This is a genomic window from Pseudoroseicyclus sp. CXY001, assembly GCF_041714655.1.
Taxonomy (GTDB): domain Bacteria; phylum Pseudomonadota; class Alphaproteobacteria; order Rhodobacterales; family Rhodobacteraceae; genus Pseudoroseicyclus_A.
Map to the genome: position 1 here is coordinate 380,844 of NZ_CP168219.1, position 17,380 is coordinate 398,223.

Sequence of the window (17,380 nt, forward strand, 5' to 3'; positions counted from 1 at the left end):
GGCCCGCCGGGGCCGCCCCTTCGCGTCAGAGCCCGCTGGTCACATGCGTAGTCGCCACCCGCTCGATGCCGATCATCATCGGCCGGACGCGGGCGATGGTCTCCTTCACCTGCGGCAGGCGCAGCGCGGCGGCATGGGCCGCGGCATTCTCCCAGATCTCCGTCACCCAGATGACATCGCCGGCGTCGATATCGCGCGCGACGATGTAGGACAGGCAGCCCGGCAGCCTGCCGGTCCCGCTGCCGAGCGTCGTGAGGAGCTCGTCACGCATCCCCGGCTTCGCATTGATCCTGCCGATCACACCGTGCATGGGGCCCTCCACCTCTCTTGTCGGCTCAGGTCAGCTCCGCCGGAATGGCGAAGTCGAGAAGCCGGCCCGTCCCCGGCCGCAGTTGCGCCCAGTCGTCGAGCTCGAAGCCGATGACGGCCGTGGCGCCGGTCGGATAGCCCTCCCAGCGGTCATGGCCCGGCGCCTCGGCGACGAGCTCCGCCGCCAGTTGGCCGATGCCGGGATTGTGGGCGATCACCTGGATCGTCGTCGCTCCGGTCTCGCCCTGCACGATCTCGAGGATGCGCGCGGCGGAGGCCTGGTAGAGCGACTTGCGCTGGCGGACGGGCGGCCAGCTCTCCCATTCCGCGAGGATCAGCGCGAGCGTCTCGCGGGTGCGCTTGGCATCGGAGCAGAGCACGAGATCCGGCAGCCAGCCGCCCGCCTGCAGCCACTGGCCGATCATCGGCGCGGCCCGGCGGCCGCGCTTGCTGAGCGGGCGCTGATGATCGTTGGCGCCGTCGACCCAGTCGGACTTGGCATGGCGGGTGAGGATCAGTCGCTTCACGGGTGAAAGGCCTTCATGTGGAATTCGGATTGCGCCGGCAGCCGGAGCCCCGCCCCGACGGGGCAGGCCCGGCGCACCAGGCAGCCGCCCTCCATGCACATGGACCCAGCGTCACTGTCAAGCCAGCGGTGGCACCGTGCCACGTCATAACCCGCTGGTGTCAGCGCGCCGGCCGGGCAGGCGCTGCGGCAGGGCTGCGGGCAGGCGGGGCAGGGGGAGGGCAGGGGCGGCAGCGCCGCCTCCCACCCCACCAGGAGCGCGCCCCGCGCCGAGAAGAAGAGCCCCGCGACGCCATCGACGAGGAGCGTGACGGGGGAGGCATAGGCCCGCCCCGACCGCTCTGCCCAGCGGATGAACGGCCGGTAGGGCGGCCCGCCGAAGGGGTAAACGGCGCTGGCCCCATGCGCCCGCGCGACCGCGCCCAGCACCCGAGCGGACCAGCGGTCGAGCGGATCCTCCAGCCCGTCGGCGCGCTCGGGGCTGCCGGCGAAGACCGGCCAGAACGCCGGCTCGTCGGGTGAGACGAGCAGGATCGAGCGCACCTCCCGCCCCAGCCCGTCCTCCGCCTCCGGCGCGCAGGCGCCCGCCAGCCGCAGCCCCTGAGGCTTCAGCGCTGCTGCCAGCGCCTCCTGCTCCGCCGGCAGGCGCATCCTTAGCCGACCCGCGTCCACCGGCGGGGGAAGCGCGGCAGGTCGTCGCCGGCGTCGAAGGACATCGAGGTCTCGCTGCAGCCGTAGATGCCCTCGGCATTGCCGAACATCCCCGTGTCGGAGGTGATCGGGATCGTCATGCGCTGGCCGAGCACGTCGGCGGAGCCGATGAGCTCGAAATCGACGGTCGAGTAGCGCCAGGCCCCGCCATCCGCCTCGAAGAGGCCGCGGCTGTAGCCGGTGACGACGACCTCGATCGGCGGCGTGCCCGCGACCACGACGTTGATCGTCAGGTTGTTGGCGATGATCTCGGCGATGCCGTCGGCGGTGATGACCATATGGGCTGTGCCGGAGACATGCTCCGCCGTGCCGTTCATGGTGGTCGCCATCAGATGGGCGATATCGTTGGCATCCGCCTCCCAGACGCCGATGGCGCAGGAATCGAGCGCCGCGGCCGGGCTGGCGGCGATGGCCAGGGCGATGGCGGCGAAGGCGGCACGGGGGCCGGCAATGGGCAAGGCAGGGCGCATGGGCGGGATCCTTTCGCCCCTGAGCCTAGCACGGAACGCCGCGCCTGTCGCTCACTCGTCGGAGGGCACCCGCGGCTCGGTCGAGCGGATGATCGAGCCGGCGCCATGCTCGGTGAAGAGCTCCAGCAGCGCTGCATTCGGCAGCTTGCCGTTGATGATCACCGCCGCGCGGACGCCGTCGTCCACCGCCTTCAGCGCCGTCTCCACCTTGGGGATCATCCCGCCGGAGATCGTGCCGTCGGCGATCATCGCCCGCACCTGATCGGGCGTGAGCTGGGTGACGACATTGCCGTCCTTGTCCTTGACGCCGGGCACGTCGGTCAGAAGCAGCAGGCGGTCGGCCTTCAGCGCCCCGGCGATGGCGCCGGCGGCGGTGTCGCCGTTGACGTTGAAGGTCTCATTCGGGTCCATCCCCGTCGCCACCGGGGCGATGACCGGGATGATCCCCGCCTTGAAGAGGTCGCGCAGCACCTGGACGTTCATCTCGATGGGCCGGCCGACGAAGCCGAGCTCCGGGTCGTCCGCCTCGCAGACCATCAGGTCATCGTCCTTGCCGGAAAGGCCGACGGCCCGCCCGCCCTCGTCCATGATCGCCTGGACGATGCGCTTGTTGACGAGCCCGGTCAGCACCATCTCGACCACCTCGACGGTGGCCTTGTCGGTGACCCGCTTGCCGTTGACGAAGCGCGATTCGATGCCGAGCTTGGCGAGCAGCTCGTTGATCATCGGCCCGCCGCCATGGACGACGACGGGGTTCACCCCCACCTGCCGCATCAGCACGATGTCCCGGGCGAAATCCGCCATCTCCTCGACGCCGCCCATGGCGTTGCCGCCGAATTTGACGACGACGATGGCGCCGGAATAGCGCTGCATGTAGGGCAGCGCCTTCTGCAGGGTCCGGGCGGTTGTCAGCCAGTCGCGATCCATATCCTGGGTCATCATCTCTGTCGGTCCGGGGTCAGGGGGTGGTACCCATTACCACCGCTCCTGCCAAGGGCCGCGCCGCCCCGCAGATGTCAAGCGCGCCGGGCCAAAACCCGCCGCCCCTCTCGCTTTTCTCCAGATACCCGTGGGGGGAGTCGCCGTTCAGGCGACGGGGGGCAGGGCGCCTCGACCCGGCCGCCTCAGGCGATGCCGGCGATGATCGCGCGCAGCGTCTCCAGCCCCTCGCCCTTCTCGGAGCTCGTCAGCACGATCTCCGGGAAGGCCGCGGGGTGCCGCGCCAGCACCTCGCGCGTGGTGGCGATGGCCTTCTCGCGTTCGGCGCTGCGAACCTTGTCGGCCTTGGTCATCACCACCTGGAAGGTCACGGCGGCGCTGTCGAGCAGGCCCATGATCTCTTCGTCCACCGGCTTGGCGCCGTGGCGGCAGTCGATGAGCACGAAGGCGCGGCGGAGCGTCGCGCGGCCCGCCAGATAGGCCTTCAGGAGCCGCTGCCAGGCCTGCACCTTGGCGAGCGGCGCCTCGGCGAAGCCGTAGCCGGGCAGGTCGACCATGTAATGGCTCTGGCCCAGCGTGAAGAAGTTCAGCTCCTGCGTCCGCCCCGGGGTGTTGGAGGCGCGGGCCAGCGCCTTGCGGCCCGTCAGCGCGTTGATGAGGCTCGATTTGCCGACGTTGGAGCGCCCGGCGAAGCAGATCTCCGGCCGGTCGCCGGGCGGCAGCCCGTCCATGGCGACGACGCCCTTGAGGAAGTCGACCTCGCCGGCAAAGAGCAGCCGGCCGGCCTCGCGGGCCTCCGGCTCCGGCGCCTCGGCGAGGGGGAAGGCGAGGCTCATGCCGGCCCCACCGCATCGCCGAGCGCGATGTCGCCAGAAGAGATGACCGTGCAGAAGACGCCGAAGTCGCGGTGGCCGAAGGCGTCGAGCCCCCCCAGCGTGTCGAGATCCTTCTCGCCCGTCTCGGGATTGCCCATCGTCGCCTCGCAGCGGGTGATCCGCTCCTCCACGCGCAGGCGCGCGCCGCCGACCTGCAACTCTTGCCCGATGAGGTCGAACTCCGCCCAGGGCGCCCAGCCGTCGACCCAGAGATTGCCACGCCAGCGGTGCATGTCGAGACGTGCGCCCATGCTCTCCCCCAGCGCCGCGTTGGAGGCGGTCGAGAGGAGCGAGACATAGGGCGCCGGCGTGTCGGCCAGCGGGCCGTTGGGGTTTCGCTCGATGGAGCGGGGGGCGGGCCGGTTCTCGGGCCAGAGCGGCGCCAGCCAGCGGGTGAGCTGCACGCTGTCGCTCTCGGGGTCGATGGTGAGCTCGCCGGCGGTGGGGTGGCTGAGCACGAGCTGTGAGCCCTCCATCCGGGCCTTGATGGCCATGAGCTGCGACGAGGCGGCGCCGCGGATGAAGTTGCGCTTCGGCTGCCAGCCGTCGAGCTCGCGCTCGGCGAACCGCGCCGCCTCATGCGCCACGGCCCAGTGCCGGTCGAAGGGCAGCGCCTCGCCGGCGGTCAGCCGCGTGGCGCGGAGCGTCTCCGTCCCGATCGCCTTGATCGGATGGCGAACGATCCCGGCGAGGGACCCTTCCCTCGGAGCGCTCATTTGCCCTTGGGCTTGCCGCCCGAATTGGCGGCGGTACTCGCGCCCGCCTCGGCCGGCTTGCGGCGGAAGGCCGAGACGATGTTGCCGAAGACGTCGGGCTTGTGCCCGTGCAGCCGCATGATCGTGTACTGCTGGATGAAGGTGATCGTGTTGTTGGTGATCCAGTAGAGCACCAGGCCGCTGGCGAAGCTGCCGAGCATGAACATGAAGACCCAAGGCATCCAGGCGAAGATCATCCGCTGCGTCGGGTCCGGCGGCGCCGGGTTGAGCTTCTGCTGCAGCCACATCGAGATGCCGAGGAGGATCGGCAGCACGCCGAGGGACAGGATGAACAGGATCGAGCCCTGATCCGGCGGGGCATAGGGCAGGAGCCCGAAGAGATTGAGGATCGACGAGGGGTCCGGCGCCGAGAGGTCGCGGATCCAGCCGATCCACGGCGCGTGGCGCAGTTCGATCGTGTTGATGATGACCTTGTAGAGCGAGAAGAAGATCGGGATCTGGAAGAGGATCGGCACGCAGCCCGAGGCCGGGTTGACCTTGTTCTTCTTGTAGAGCTCCATCATCCCCTTCTGGAGCTTTTCGCGGTCGTCGCCCGCGGCGGCCTTCATCTTCTCCATCTCGGGCTGGAGCTCGCGCATGCGGGCCATCGAGACATAGGAGCGGTAGGCCAGCGGGAAGACGAGGATCTTCAGGAAGATGGTCAGCACGATGACCGACCAGCCCATGTTGCCCATGAGCGCATGGATGTGGTGCAGCACCCAGAAGATCGGCTTGGTCAGGAAGAAGAACCAGCCCCAGTCGATCGTGTCGAGGAAGCGGTCGATCCCGCCCTCGTTCTGGTAGTCGCGCAGCACTTCCCATTCCTTGGCGCCGGCGAAGAGCATGCCGGAGACTTCCTCGGTGGCGCCCGGCTCGACGGTGAGCGTCGGGAAGAGGATCTCGACCTGATAGATGCCCGAGGTCTCGTTGTAGCGCGCGGTCGAGGTGAAGGGGGCGCCGGGGGAGGGGATGAGGTTCGTCATCCAGTAGGTGTCGGCAAAGCCGATCCAGCCGCTGCCGGTGGCCGCGACGGTTTCGGCGTAGCCGCCGCCGGGGGCGGGGTCGAGGCCGTCGAACTTGGCGTATTTGACCTCCTCGAGCTCGCCGTCGGTCATGCGCACGAGGCCTTCGTGCTGGATCCAGAGCGCCCGGTGATCCGGGGTGCCGTGGCGGGCGACGAAGCCGTAGGGCGCGAGAGAGACCGGGGCCTCCCCCTGGTTCTCGACCGTCTGGGCGATGGTGAAGAGGAATTGCTCGTCGACCGAGATCGTCCGGTGGAAGACGAGCCCGGCGCCATTGTCCCAGGTGAGCTCGACGGGCGTGTCGGGGGTCAGCGTCTCGCCGTCCTCCAGCTCCCAGAGCGTGTTGGGGCCCGGCACGGCATCGGCGGCGAGCCCGCCGGCGGGGGCCCAGCCGTAGACGGCGTAATAGGCGTATTCCTCGCCGCGGGGGCTGAGGAGCCGCACCATGTCGGCATCCGCGTCGAGATTGTCGCGGTAGGTGACGAGCCGGAGGTCGTCGAACCGCCCGCCGAGCAGCGACAGCGAGCCGGTGAGGTTGGGCGTGTCGATGGCGACGCGCGGCGCCTCGGCGGCTGCGTCGGTCGCGGGGGTGCCGGCGGTCGAGGCCGTGGTGCCCGGCGTCGTCGGCGCCCCGTCCTCGGCAGGCGGCGAGGCGGTGGGCGTGCCGAGGGGAGAGGTGGACGCGGCCTCTTCCGGCAGCGGCGTGTCTTCGACAGGCGGGGGCGGGAACAGCAGGATCCAGACCAGCATGACCAGCATGGACAGCCCGGTCGCGATCAGAAGGTTCCGGTTGTTTTCGTTCATCTTCGCCCCGCGAGAGCCTGGCCGTTTATCCCGCAGCGTTCAACAGGGGCAGGGTTCAAAGGTCAAGCGGATAGTGCCGGAGGTCTTTCACCTTGCGGAGAAGGGCCTGCCGGCCCGCCCTCGCCATGCCCTTGCGCTGGCCGCGAGCCCGCCCGTCAGGTCGGGCCTCAACCCGCCAGCGCCCCCGATAGGCCCGCATGGGCGGCAATCCAGCGCGTCGCATCTTCCAGCGGCATCGGGCGGGCGATGCCAAAGCCCTGCAGATGCGCGCAGCCGAGGGCCGTCAGGGCCGTGCGGGCGTCCTCGGTCTCGACCCCTTCGGCGAGCGTATCGAGCCCCAGGCGGTCGGCGATGGTCAGGATGGCGCCGACCATCGCCTGCTGCTCGGGATCGCCGTCGATGCCGGCAACGAAGCTCCTGTCGATCTTGAGCCGCTGGATCGAGAAGCGGCGGATCGTCGTGATCGCCGCATGGCCGGTGCCGAAATCGTCGAGGTCGATGCGGCAGCCGAGCCGGGCGAGGCCCGAGAGGTTGCGCATCACGGTATCGTCCACCTTGGCGGCGACGACCGTTTCCAGCACCTCGATCACCAGCCGCCGCGCCGCGATGCCGTGCCGGTCGAGCTCGAAGGCGATCTTGTCGGTCAGATGCGGGTCGCTGAGCTCGGTCGCCGAGAAGTTGACCGAGACGCCGGGCACGTCGAGCCCCATCGCGTCCCACCGCTTCAGCGCCTCCAGCGCCTGGCGGAGCATCTGCTCGCCGAGCCTGTCCATCATCCCGGCCTGCTTGAGTGCCGGCATGAACTCCGCCGGCGGGATCAGCCCGCGGTCGGGATGCTGCCAGCGGGCCAGGGCCTCGAGCCCGGTGAGCCGCCCGCTGCCCGCGGCGATCTGCGGCTGGAACCAGGCGTGGATGTCGCCGCGGTCCAGCGCCTCGGCCACGGCGCGGACCAGCCCCCGGCGGCTTTCGACGCGCTCGCGCATCGCTTCGGAATAAGAGCGGACGGCCCCGGGGCCGGCCCGGCTCGCCTCCGCCAGCGCGGTGGTGGCGGCCTGCAGCACCGCCTCGGCCCCCGCGGGCGCGATCCTGCCCGCAAGCGCGATGCCGCAGGAGGCGGAGAGGTAGAGCCTGTCGTCGCCTGTGAGGCTCATGGGCCGCATCAGCGCCTCCTGCAGGCGGGAGGCGAGGGCCATCATCTCGGGCAGCTCCCCCTGGTTGCAGCGCCCGGGCAGGATGCCGAAGCTGCTGCCGCCCAGCCAGGCTAGCACGTCCGAGCTGCGCAGCGCCGCCGACAGCCGGTCGCTGGCACGGCGGAGCATCTCATCCTCGGCCGCGCGCGGATTGGTCCGCTCTGCTTCGGAAAAGCCGTCGAGCGACAGAAGCAGAAGCGCCGCGCCGCCGCCGCGGTGCGGGGTCTCGAGCCGGGCCGAGAGCTGCTCCAGCAGCTCGTGCCGGCCGGGCAGGCCGGTGACGAGGTCGCGGTCGGGCGCGCGCAGGAGGGCGACATCCATCAGCCAGAGCGCCACGGCGCAGGGCAGCGCCAGGGCAAGCACCGAGGGCAGCACCCGCGCCACCGCCACGGCCGCCCCGCCCGCCGGCGCGAGCAGCGCCGCGATGAGGAGCGCGAAGGCAATGCCGGTGATCACGCAAAGGAGCAGAGCCCGGCGCCGGCGCCGTGGGCGCGCCAGGCCGTCATCCAGCCAGCTCGGCCATCTTGCTGTGCGCAGCCTCATCCCGCCGCAGCCTTCCTTTCCATCGGTCCGTTCAATGCCGGATCAACATCGCGGAAGTGTAGCGGGGTGACGATGGGGCAGGCGTTAAATTTGAGCCGGTCTTTGGTTCGAATTGTCCTGATCGGCGCGCCCGTCCGGGCTCTCGCCTGCGCTTCGCATGAGCCCCGCGAAGTCGAAAAGCGCCGGATCGAGCAGGTGGCTCGGCCGGGCGTTCATGAGGGCGGAGAACATCTTCTGCCGCCGCCCGGGCGCCCGCGCCTCCCATTCGTCGAGCATGCCCTTGATCTGCTGGCGCTGCAGCCCGTCCTGGCTGCCGCAAAGGTCGCAGGGGATGATCGGGTAATCCATCGCCCGGGCGAAGCGCTCGCAATCCGCCTCGGCTACATGGGCGAGCGGGCGGTAGACGAAGAGGTCGCCCTCGTCGTTCAAGAGCTTCGGCGGCATCGTCGCCAGCTTGCCGCCGTGGAAGAGGTTGAGGAAGAAGGTCTCGAGGATGTCGTCGCGGTGGTGGCCAAGGACGACGGCCGAGCAGCCCTCCTCCCGCGCGATGCGGTAGAGGTTGCCGCGCCTGAGCCGCGAGCAGAGCGCGCACATGGTCCGCCCGGCGGGCACCTTGTCCATCACGATGGAATAGGTGTCGGCAAATTCGATCCGGTGGGGCACGCCCATCCGCTCAAGGAACTCCGGCAGGACAGTCGCGGGAAAGCCCGGCTGCCCCTGATCGAGGTTGCAGGCGAGGATCTCCACCGGCAGGAGGCCGCGCCATTGCAGCTCGGTCAGCGCCGCGAGGAGGGTGTAGCTGTCCTTGCCGCCGGAAAGGCAGACGAGCCAGCGCGGCTTCGGCGCATCAGGATCCTGCGCGCCCGGCGCGATCATCCCGTAGCGGTCGATGGCCTCGCGGGTGTTTCGGATGATGCGCTTGCGGAGCTTCTTGAACTCGCCCGTGCCCGGCGCCCCGTTGAAGAGCGCATGGATGTCGCCGCCGAGGTCGTCGTCGATGTCGCTCATGTCGTTCATAGCAGCGGTGGCCCCTTGATCTCGAGCCGGTTGCCCCAGGGGTCGAAGATATAGGTGCTCTCGCCCATCCCCCGCGCCCCGGAATGCAGCGCCTCGGTGTCGATGGTCACGCCATGCTTCGTGAAATGCGCCCGGAGCACCTCCCGCGAAGTGGCGGTGATGTTGAGGCAGACATGATCGACGTTCCGCCCGCCCGCGACCTTCGGCACCATCGCCGCGGCCTTCGGGTCGGTGATGTCGACCAGCACGATGAGCTGCGGGCCGCACCAGACCTGCTCCATCGCCAGATGCGGGAAGGAATAGCCGGGCCGGCAGCTGAGGACGTCGCAATAGAAGTGCAGCGCCTCGTCCATGTCGCCGACCAGGAGCACCACATGGTCGATGCCGACCATGCGGAAGGGCACCGCCGGTTCGCCGGCGTCGTGAAGGGCCTGCGCGGCGGGGGAGAGCTCTCCGGTCATGTCAGGACCTCAGTCGGGGTGATGCGGCTTGGCGGCGGGAAACACGCCCATGATATGCAGATAGTCGGTGAAGAAACGCAATTCCTCCATCGCGAGCTGCACGGAGCGGTCTTCGGGGTGGCCCTCGATCTCGGCATAGAACTGCGTCGCGGTGAAGGCGCCGCCGACCATGTAGCTCTCGAGCTTGGTCATGTTGATGCCGTTGGTCGCGAAACCGCCCATCGCCTTGTAGAGCGCCGCCGGGATGTTGCGCACCCGGAAGACGAAGGAGGTGATCATGCCCGAGTCGCCACGCCGGGAGAGGTTGGGCTCGCGGGACATGATGTAGAAGCGCGTGGTGTTCGAGCCCTCGTCCTCGATGCCGTCGGCGAGGATGTCGAGCCCGTAGACCTCCGCGGCCATCGGCGAGGCGAGCGCGCCCTCGGCGGGGTCCGCCATCTCGGCCACCGTGCGGGCGGCGGCGGCATTGTCCGACCAGTTGAGCCGGGCCAGCCCGTGCTCGTTGAGGAAGCGGCGCGCCTGCCCGAGGAGGATCGACATCGAGCGCACCCGCCGCAGCCCCTCCAGCGTCGCGCCCTTCGGGGCCATCAGCGCGATGCGCACGCGGACGAAGGCCTCCTCGACGATGTGCAGGCCGCTGTCGGGCAGAAGCTGGTGAACGTCGGCCACGCGGCCGTAGGTGGAATTCTCCACCGCGATCATCCCCAGCTCCGCCTCGCCGGAGCGGACGGCGGCCAGCGCATCCTCGAAGGTCGGGCAGGGCAGGGGGTCGTAGCCGGGCTTGGCCTCCTGGCAGGCCTGATGGCCATAGGCGCCGGGCTCGCCCTGGAAGGCGATCTTGGGGGTCGTCATGGGCAGTTCCTTCGGCCCGGAGGCCCCGGGCAAGTCGGGGCGCCACTACACCTTGCACCCAAGGCGGAGGAAGGGGTAGATGGGCGCGAAATCGGTGAAGGGCGAAAGGCGCGGCATGTTCGACACAATGACGTTTACCAAGCTGCTTGGCGGGTTTGCCGGCACCTTTCTGATCTTCCTGCTCGGCAAATGGGTGGCCGAAGAGGTCTACATGGTCGGTGGCCATGGCGAGCATGAGCAGGCCTATGTCATCGCGGTGCCCGAGAGCGGCGAAGGCGGCGACGCGCCCGTCGAGGAAGGCCCGGCCTTCGAAGAAGTCTATGCCAATGCCGATCCGGCGGCCGGCGAAGGCGTGTTCCGCAACTGCCGCTCCTGCCACTCGGTGGAGCCGGGCGAGAACATGACCGGCCCGACGCTCTTCGGCGTCGTCGGCCGGGCGGTCGACGCGGTCGAGGGCTATGCCTATTCCGGCGCGCTCGAAGAGCATGCCGATGTCTGGAGCCCCGAGAATCTCAACGCCTTCCTCGAAGACCCGCGCGGCTTCGCGCCGGGCACGAAGATGACCTACAGCGGCCTGCGCTCGGTCGAGGATCGGGCGAACATCATCGCCTGGCTCGACTCGCTGGACGGCTGAGGCCGGCGGGGGCGGCCCCGCGGGTCGGCTCAAGGTAAGTGACAAAACGCCCGGGCCCGCAACGGCCCGGGCGCTTTCGTTTCGGGGGGGGCTTTCAGGGCGCTGCCCATGCGGGCAACAGGGGCGTTGCGCGGCCGCGCCGCGGGGCTCACGGTTTGTTAACGCAATCTCAACTTGAATGTCGTCGTCTCGGCCCATTAGCCTGCGGGTAAGGTTAATCGCCCGTTCATGACAGGAGTGAGTCATGCCGCATCGCCCTGCCCGAGAGATGTTCCCGCCCCGGCGCGAGGCCCGGGCCGAGGCCCGCAGCCTGCCGCATGAGCCGCCGTGGCGCCTGATCCTCGCGACCGGCCTGGGGCTCGCGGCGCTCGTCGCGGCGACGCAGACCCGCGCCCAGGACGAGGCGACGGAGGACACGGCCACCGAAGAGGCGACACCGGAAGAGGCCGCCGAGTTCCGCGTGCCCGCCGGCGCCACGCTTGGCGAGCGGGACGGCGTGCAGACGATCATCTCCCACGGCTATTCCAACTTCGGCGAGCTCGCCCTGCCGGCCGATTTCGAGCACCTCGCCTATGTGAACCCCGATGCGCCGAAGGGCGGCGAGATCGCCATCTGGGCCCAGGGCACCTTCGACAACCTCAACCCCTATGCCACCAAGGAGGGCACGCCCGGCGCGCTCGCCACCATCGGCTTCGAGAGCATCCTGCAGGGCACGGCCGACGAGGTGGGGGCGAGCTACTGCTATCTCTGCACGACGCTCGAATATCCCGCCGATCCCGACGCGCGCGACTGGGTAATTTTCAACCTCCGCGATGACGTCACCTTCTCGGATGGCGAGCCGATGACGGCGGAAGACATCGTCTTCAGCCACGAGATCTCCATCGAGCAGGGCACCGAGAGCTTCGCCTCCGTCGTCAGCCAGATGCTGACCAGCGTCGAGGCGCTCGACGAGCATACGGTGCGCTTCACCTTCGGCGAGGATTTCTCGCCGAACGACACGATCTCCCAGGCCGGCGCCACCACCGCGCGGCCGAAGCACTGGTTCGAGGAGACGGGCTACCGGCTCGACGAGGCCAGCTTCGAGATCCCGCCCGGCACCGGCGCCTACATGCTCGACAGCTACGACGTGAACGAGCAGATCATCTATCGCAAGGTCCCGGACTGGTGGGGGGAGAGCATCCCCTTCAACATCGGCCGCGACAATTACGAGACCATCCGTGTCGAGTATTTCGCCGATACCACCGCCGCCTTCGAGGCCTTCAAGGCCGGCGAATTCACCTTCCGGCAGGAAAATTCCTCGCTCAACTGGGCGACGGCCTATGACTTCCCGGCGCTCGACAACGACTGGGTCGTGACCGAAGAGCTGCCCGACGGCGATCTGCCGAATGCCACCGGCTTCGTCTTCAACATGGGCTCCGAGAAGTTCGCCGACCGCCGCGTCCGTCAGGCGCTGGCGCTCATGTACAACTTCACCTGGACCAACAACACGCTCCAGTACGGGCTCTTCCAGCAACGCGAAAGCTTCTGGGAAGGCACGGATTTCGAGGCGACCGGCGTGCCCGAGGGCCGTGAGCTGGAGCTTCTGGAAACCGTCGCCGACATGATCGACCCCTCGATCCTGACGGACGAGGTGACGATGCCGCACAGCTCCGGCGAGAGCCAGCTTGACCGCGCCAACCTCCGCGCCGCCATCGCGCTGCTGGAAGAGGCCGGCTACGAGGTGGTCGACGGCGTGATGCAGAAGGACGGCGAGCCGCTCAGCGTCGAGTTCCTCTTCTACTCGCCGAGCTTCGACCGGATCCTCATCCCTTACGTCGACAACCTGAAGGCGCTGGGCATCGATGCCGTCTACGAGCGGATCGACCCCAGCCAGTATACCGAGCGGCTCAACACCTTCGATTACGACATGACCTTCGCCGGTTATTCCGTCTATCTCGAAGAGGGCGAGAGCATCGGCCAGCGCTTCGGCACCGACGGGCTCGGGGATGTCTTCAACCCTGCCTATTATTCCAACCCCGCCGTCGATGCGCTGATCCCCTATGTCGCCAACGCCAGATCCATCGAGGAGATGGCGGCCGGCGTCCGCGCCATCGACCGGATCATGCGCTACGACATGTGGATGGTGCCGGTCTGGTACCTGGGCAAGTACTGGGTTGCCTATTACGACTTCTACCGCCATCCCGACGAGTTGCCGCCCTATGCGCTCGGCCAGCTCGACTTCTGGTGGATCGACCAGGCGGCCTACGACGATCTTCGCGCCGAAGGGGCCTTCCGGTAACGGAAGGACCCTCCCCGGCTGCCGACTGATAACCCGTATCCCGAAGGGAGCGCATGGGCGCCTATATCCTCCGCCGATTGCTGCTCGTGATCCCGACGCTGTTCGGCATCATGGTCATCAATTTCGTTCTCGTGCAGTTCGTGCCCGGCGGCCCGATCGAGCAGGTCATTGCCCAGATGCAGGGCCGTGGTGACGTGTTCGAGACGATCGCCGGCGGCTCGGGCGACATCTCGCTCGGCGACAGCGGCGACGATTCCGCCCGCAGCGCCGGCGGCAGCTCCGCCAATTCGCGCTATATCGGCGCCCGCGGCCTGCCGCCCGCCTTCATCGAGCAGCTCGAGCGGGAGTTCGGCTTCGACAAGCCGCCGCTCGAGCGCTTCATCGACATGATGTGGAACTACATCCGCTTCGACTTCGGCGAGAGCTACTTCCGCTCGATCTCCGTCGTCGATCTGGTGAAGGAAAAGCTGCCGGTCTCGCTGACCCTGGGCCTCTGGTCGACGCTCATCGCCTATATCGTCTCGATCCCGCTCGGCATCCGCAAGGCGGTGCGCGACGGTACGCCCTTCGACACCTGGACCTCCGGCGCCATCATCATCGGCTATGCCATCCCCGGCTTCCTCTTCGCGATCCTCCTGATCGTGCTCTTCGCCGGCGGCAGCTACTGGCGGATCTTCCCGCTTCGCGGCCTCACCTCGACGGATTTCGAGCAGCTCAGCCTCATCGGCAAGGTGCTCGACTACCTCTGGCACATCACCCTGCCGGTCTTCGCCGGGCTCATCGGCGCCTTCGCGGGGCTGACGATGCTGACGAAGAATTCCTTCCTCGACGAGATCAAGAAGCAATACGTGATGACCGCCCGCGCCAAGGGCCTGACGGAGCGGCGGGTGCTCTACGGCCATGTCTTCCGCAACGCGATGCTGATCGTGATCTCGGGCTTTCCGGCGCTTTTCATCGGCGTCTTCTTCGGCGGCAGCCTGATCATCGAGACGCTGTTCTCGCTCGACGGGCTCGGGCGGCTCGGCTTCGAGGCGGCGGTGGCGCGCGACTATCCCGTCGTCTTCGGCACGCTCTTCGCCTTCTCGCTCATGGGGCTCGTCATCGGCATCGTCACCGACATCACCTACATGTTCATCGACCCCCGCATCGACTTCGGAACGCGCCGATGAGCTGGCGCGAGGAGAATTACGACGGCGTCGAAGAGCCCATGCGCGAGGCGGCGGCGACGCCCTTCTCGGCCGGCGCCCATGCGCCCGTGCCGCCGCCACTGCCGGGCCGCCGGCTCTCGCCGCTCAACCGCCGCCGCTGGCGCAACTTCCGCCGCAACCGGCGGGCCTTCGTGTCGCTGATCGTCTTCTCGGTGCTCTTCACCATCTCGCTCTTCGCGGAGTTCATCGCCAACGATCACCCGATCGCGGTGCAGTACCGCGGCGAATGGCGGATGCCGATCTTCTCCTTCTATTCCGAGCGCGACTTCGGAGGCGACTTCCCCACGGAGGCGAATTACTCCAGCCCCGAGGTGCAATGCCTCATCCGCACGGGCGGCCTCGTCGAATGCTTCGACGACCCGGTGGGCCTCCGCGAAGCCGCCATCGCCGGCACTGTCGAGATCGAGGGCTTCGAGCGCGGCCGCATCCTCTGGCCGATCATCCCCTATGCCTTCGACACCATCGTCGACGTGCGCGGCGTGGCGCCCGCCCCGCCCTCCGCCGACAACTGGCTCGGCACGGATGACACCAAGCGCGACGTGGTGGCGCGGGTGATCTACGGCTTCCGCCTGTCGATCTTCTACGCCGCCATCGTCACCTTCGCGACCTCGGTCATCGGCATCATCGCCGGCGCCGTGCAGGGCTATTTCGGCGGCTGGACGGATCTGATCTTCCAGCGATTCATCGAGATCTGGACGGGCACGCCCGCGATCTACGTCATCATCATCGTCTTCGCGATCCTCGGGCGAAGTTTCTGGCTGCTGGTCTTCCTCTCCGTCCTCTTCGGATGGCCGGCGCTGGTCGGCGTCGTCCGGGCGGAGTTCCTGCGGGCGCGCAACTTCGAATATGTCCGCGCCGCCAAGGCCCTCGGCGTCTCCAACTGGACCATCATGTTCCGCCACATGCTGCCGAACGCCATGGTCGCCACGGTCACCATGCTGCCCTTCATCATCACCGGCGCCATCGGCTCGCTGGCCTCGCTCGACTTCCTCGGCTTCGGCCTGCCCTCCTCGGCGCCATCGCTCGGGGAGCTCACGCTTCAGGCCAAGCAGAACCTGCAGGCGCCCTGGCTCGGCTTCACGGCCTTCTTCACCTTCGCGATCATGCTGACCCTGCTGGTCTTCATCTTCGAGGGCGTGCGTGACGCTTTCGACCCGCGGAAGACATTCGCATGAGCGTGCTCGAGGTGCAGGACCTCACGGTCGACTTCCTTCAGGACGGCCGCCGCATCCCCGCCGTGCGCGGCGTCTCCTTCTCTATCGAGAAGGGAGAGACGGTGGCATTGGTCGGCGAATCGGGCTCCGGCAAATCCGTCACCGCGCTCTCCACCGTGCAGCTCCTCGGCGAGAATGCCGAGGTCGGCGGACATGTACGCTTCGGCGGGCAGGACATGGTCACCGCCTCCGGCCGCGCGCTGCGCGAGGTGCGCGGCAACGGCATCAGCTTCATCTTCCAGGAGCCGATGACCTCGCTCAACCCGCTGCACACGCTCGAGAAACAGCTCCGCGAGGCCATCGAGCTGCACCAGGGTCTGCGCGGCGATGCCATCCGCGCCCGCATCATCGACCTCTTGACCCGCGTCGGCATCCGCGACCCGGAGAGCCGGCTGGCGGATTTCCCGCACCAGCTCTCCGGCGGGCAGCGGCAGCGGGTGATGATCGCCATGGCGCTGGCGAACAACCCGGAGCTCTTGATCGCCGACGAGCCGACCACGGCGCTCGACGTGACGATCCAGGCGCAGATCCTCGAGCTTCTGGCCGAGGTGAAGGCGGGCACCGGCATGTCGATGCTCTTCATCACGCATGACCTCTCCATCGTCCGCCGCATCGCCGACCGGGTCTGCGTGATGAAGGACGGCGAGATCGTCGAGGCCGGCCCGGTTGCGGAGATCTTCTCCTCCCCCGAGCACCCCTATACGCAGATGCTCCTCGCCGCCGAGGCGGCCGGCCGCCCCGTGCCGGTGCCGGCGGATGCGCATCCGATCCTGCAGACCGAACATCTGAAGATCTGGTTCCCCATCCAGCGGGGCCTCCTCAAGCGCACCGTCGGCCATGTGAAGGCCGTCAACGACGCGACGCTGACGATCCGCTCCGGCGAGACCTTGGGCATCGTCGGCGAAAGCGGCTCCGGCAAGACGACACTGGCGCTGGCGATCCTGCGGCTGATCGACTGCGAAGGACGGATGGTCTTCCTCGGAAACCGGCTCGACGAACTCTCCCCCCGGCAGATGCGCCCGCATCGCAAGGAGATGCAGATCGTCTTCCAGGACCCGTTCGGCTCGCTCTCACCCCGCATGACGGTGGCGGAGATCATCTCCGAGGGGCTCGGCGTCCATGGCGCGCCCGAGGGCACCGACAAGCGCCGGCTGGTGGCGGAGATCATGGCCGAGGTCGGGCTCGACCCGGCGACGATGGATCGCTACCCGCACGAATTCTCCGGCGGCCAGCGCCAGCGCATCGCCGTGGCGCGCGCCCTGATCCTCCGCCCGAAGCTGATCGTGCTCGACGAGCCGACCTCGGCGCTCGACATGTCGGTGCAGGTGCAGATCGTGCATCTGCTGCGCGACCTGCAGAAGCGGCACGGGCTCGCCTATCTCTTCATCTCGCACGATCTGAAGGTCGTCCGCGCCCTCAGCCACCGGATCATGGTGATGAAACAGGGGGATGTGGTGGAAGAAGGCCCGGCCGACGCCATCTTCGACGCCCCGCAGCACCCCTACACCCGCGAGCTGATGGACGCCGCCTTCGTGCGCTGAGCTACAAAGCTCGCGCTCCCTGCCTAATGCC

At 68.4% G+C, this 17,380-nt stretch carries 17 protein-coding genes; 5 read left to right on the forward strand and 12 right to left on the reverse strand.

The window, feature by feature from the left end:
* Positions 1-25: 25 nt before the first annotated feature.
* The 12 genes from ACAZ03_RS02020 to ACAZ03_RS02075 all read right to left on the reverse strand — a co-directional run bounded on the left by ACAZ03_RS02020 (position 26) and on the right by ACAZ03_RS02075 (position 10,474).
* Positions 26-310: a putative quinol monooxygenase gene (locus tag ACAZ03_RS02020; RefSeq protein ID WP_373355675.1), complete on the reverse strand. Its 285-nt coding sequence runs from the start codon at positions 308-310 to the stop codon at positions 26-28.
* 25 nt (positions 311-335) lie between these two features.
* Positions 336-836, reverse strand: coding sequence for a histidine phosphatase family protein (locus ACAZ03_RS02025; RefSeq protein ID WP_373355676.1), 501 nt, complete (start codon positions 834-836; stop codon positions 336-338).
* Entirely contained in the window at positions 833-1,486 is a 654-nt protein-coding gene (locus tag ACAZ03_RS02030) for a ferredoxin (protein ID WP_373355677.1), read from the reverse strand. Before ACAZ03_RS02030 ends, ACAZ03_RS02025 begins: the two co-directional genes overlap by 4 nt.
* 2 nt (positions 1,487-1,488) lie before the next feature.
* The gene (locus tag ACAZ03_RS02035; RefSeq protein ID WP_373355678.1) at positions 1,489-2,016 is read right to left on the reverse strand and encodes a hypothetical protein; all 528 of its coding nucleotides are present in this window, start codon (positions 2,014-2,016) and stop codon (positions 1,489-1,491) included.
* 51 nt (positions 2,017-2,067) lie between these two features.
* Positions 2,068-2,958, reverse strand: coding sequence for an acetylglutamate kinase (gene argB, locus ACAZ03_RS02040; protein WP_373355679.1), 891 nt, complete (start codon positions 2,956-2,958; stop codon positions 2,068-2,070).
* A 182-nt stretch (positions 2,959-3,140) separates the two neighbouring features.
* Positions 3,141-3,791, reverse strand: coding sequence for a ribosome biogenesis GTP-binding protein YihA/YsxC (gene yihA, locus ACAZ03_RS02045; RefSeq protein WP_373355680.1), 651 nt, complete (start codon positions 3,789-3,791; stop codon positions 3,141-3,143).
* Entirely contained in the window at positions 3,788-4,546 is a 759-nt protein-coding gene (locus ACAZ03_RS02050) for an MOSC domain-containing protein (protein ID WP_373355681.1), read from the reverse strand. Before ACAZ03_RS02050 ends, yihA begins: the two co-directional genes overlap by 4 nt.
* Entirely contained in the window at positions 4,543-6,411 is a 1,869-nt protein-coding gene (gene yidC / locus ACAZ03_RS02055; RefSeq protein WP_373355682.1) for a membrane protein insertase YidC, read from the reverse strand. Before yidC ends, ACAZ03_RS02050 begins: the two co-directional genes overlap by 4 nt.
* 167 nt (positions 6,412-6,578) lie before the next feature.
* Entirely contained in the window at positions 6,579-8,144 is a 1,566-nt protein-coding gene (locus tag ACAZ03_RS02060; protein ID WP_373355683.1) for a putative bifunctional diguanylate cyclase/phosphodiesterase, read from the reverse strand.
* 84 nt (positions 8,145-8,228) lie between these two features.
* On the reverse strand, positions 8,229-9,152 hold the full coding sequence (gene ttcA, locus ACAZ03_RS02065; protein ID WP_373357025.1) for a tRNA 2-thiocytidine(32) synthetase TtcA: 924 nt from the start codon (positions 9,150-9,152) through the stop codon (positions 8,229-8,231).
* A 5-nt stretch (positions 9,153-9,157) separates the two neighbouring features.
* The gene (locus tag ACAZ03_RS02070) at positions 9,158-9,622 is read right to left on the reverse strand and encodes a VOC family protein (protein ID WP_373355684.1); all 465 of its coding nucleotides are present in this window, start codon (positions 9,620-9,622) and stop codon (positions 9,158-9,160) included.
* Positions 9,623-9,631: 9 nt separating this feature from the next.
* Positions 9,632-10,474, reverse strand: coding sequence for a prephenate dehydratase (locus ACAZ03_RS02075; protein ID WP_373355685.1), 843 nt, complete (start codon positions 10,472-10,474; stop codon positions 9,632-9,634).
* A 115-nt stretch (positions 10,475-10,589) separates the two neighbouring features.
* On the opposite strand from ACAZ03_RS02075, the gene ACAZ03_RS02080 reads away from it, so the two are divergent.
* From ACAZ03_RS02080 to ACAZ03_RS02100, 5 genes are all read left to right on the forward strand, one after another.
* The gene (locus tag ACAZ03_RS02080) at positions 10,590-11,108 is read left to right on the forward strand and encodes a cytochrome c family protein (RefSeq protein ID WP_373355686.1); all 519 of its coding nucleotides are present in this window, start codon (positions 10,590-10,592) and stop codon (positions 11,106-11,108) included.
* A 244-nt stretch (positions 11,109-11,352) separates the two neighbouring features.
* Positions 11,353-13,386 carry an extracellular solute-binding protein gene (locus ACAZ03_RS02085; RefSeq protein ID WP_373355687.1) on the forward strand — a complete coding sequence of 678 codons (2,034 nt, stop codon included), beginning with the start codon at positions 11,353-11,355 and terminating at the stop codon, positions 13,384-13,386.
* Between the two features lie 53 nt (positions 13,387-13,439).
* Positions 13,440-14,555, forward strand: coding sequence for a microcin C ABC transporter permease YejB (locus ACAZ03_RS02090; protein WP_373355688.1), 1,116 nt, complete (start codon positions 13,440-13,442; stop codon positions 14,553-14,555).
* A complete protein-coding gene (locus tag ACAZ03_RS02095; protein WP_373355689.1) occupies positions 14,552-15,769 on the forward strand; it encodes an ABC transporter permease in 1,218 nt (405 codons plus the stop codon). The genes ACAZ03_RS02090 and ACAZ03_RS02095 overlap by 4 nt, the downstream gene beginning before the upstream one ends.
* A complete protein-coding gene (locus ACAZ03_RS02100) occupies positions 15,766-17,349 on the forward strand; it encodes an ABC transporter ATP-binding protein (RefSeq protein ID WP_373355690.1) in 1,584 nt (527 codons plus the stop codon). Before ACAZ03_RS02095 ends, ACAZ03_RS02100 begins: the two co-directional genes overlap by 4 nt.
* Positions 17,350-17,380 lie beyond the last annotated feature (31 nt).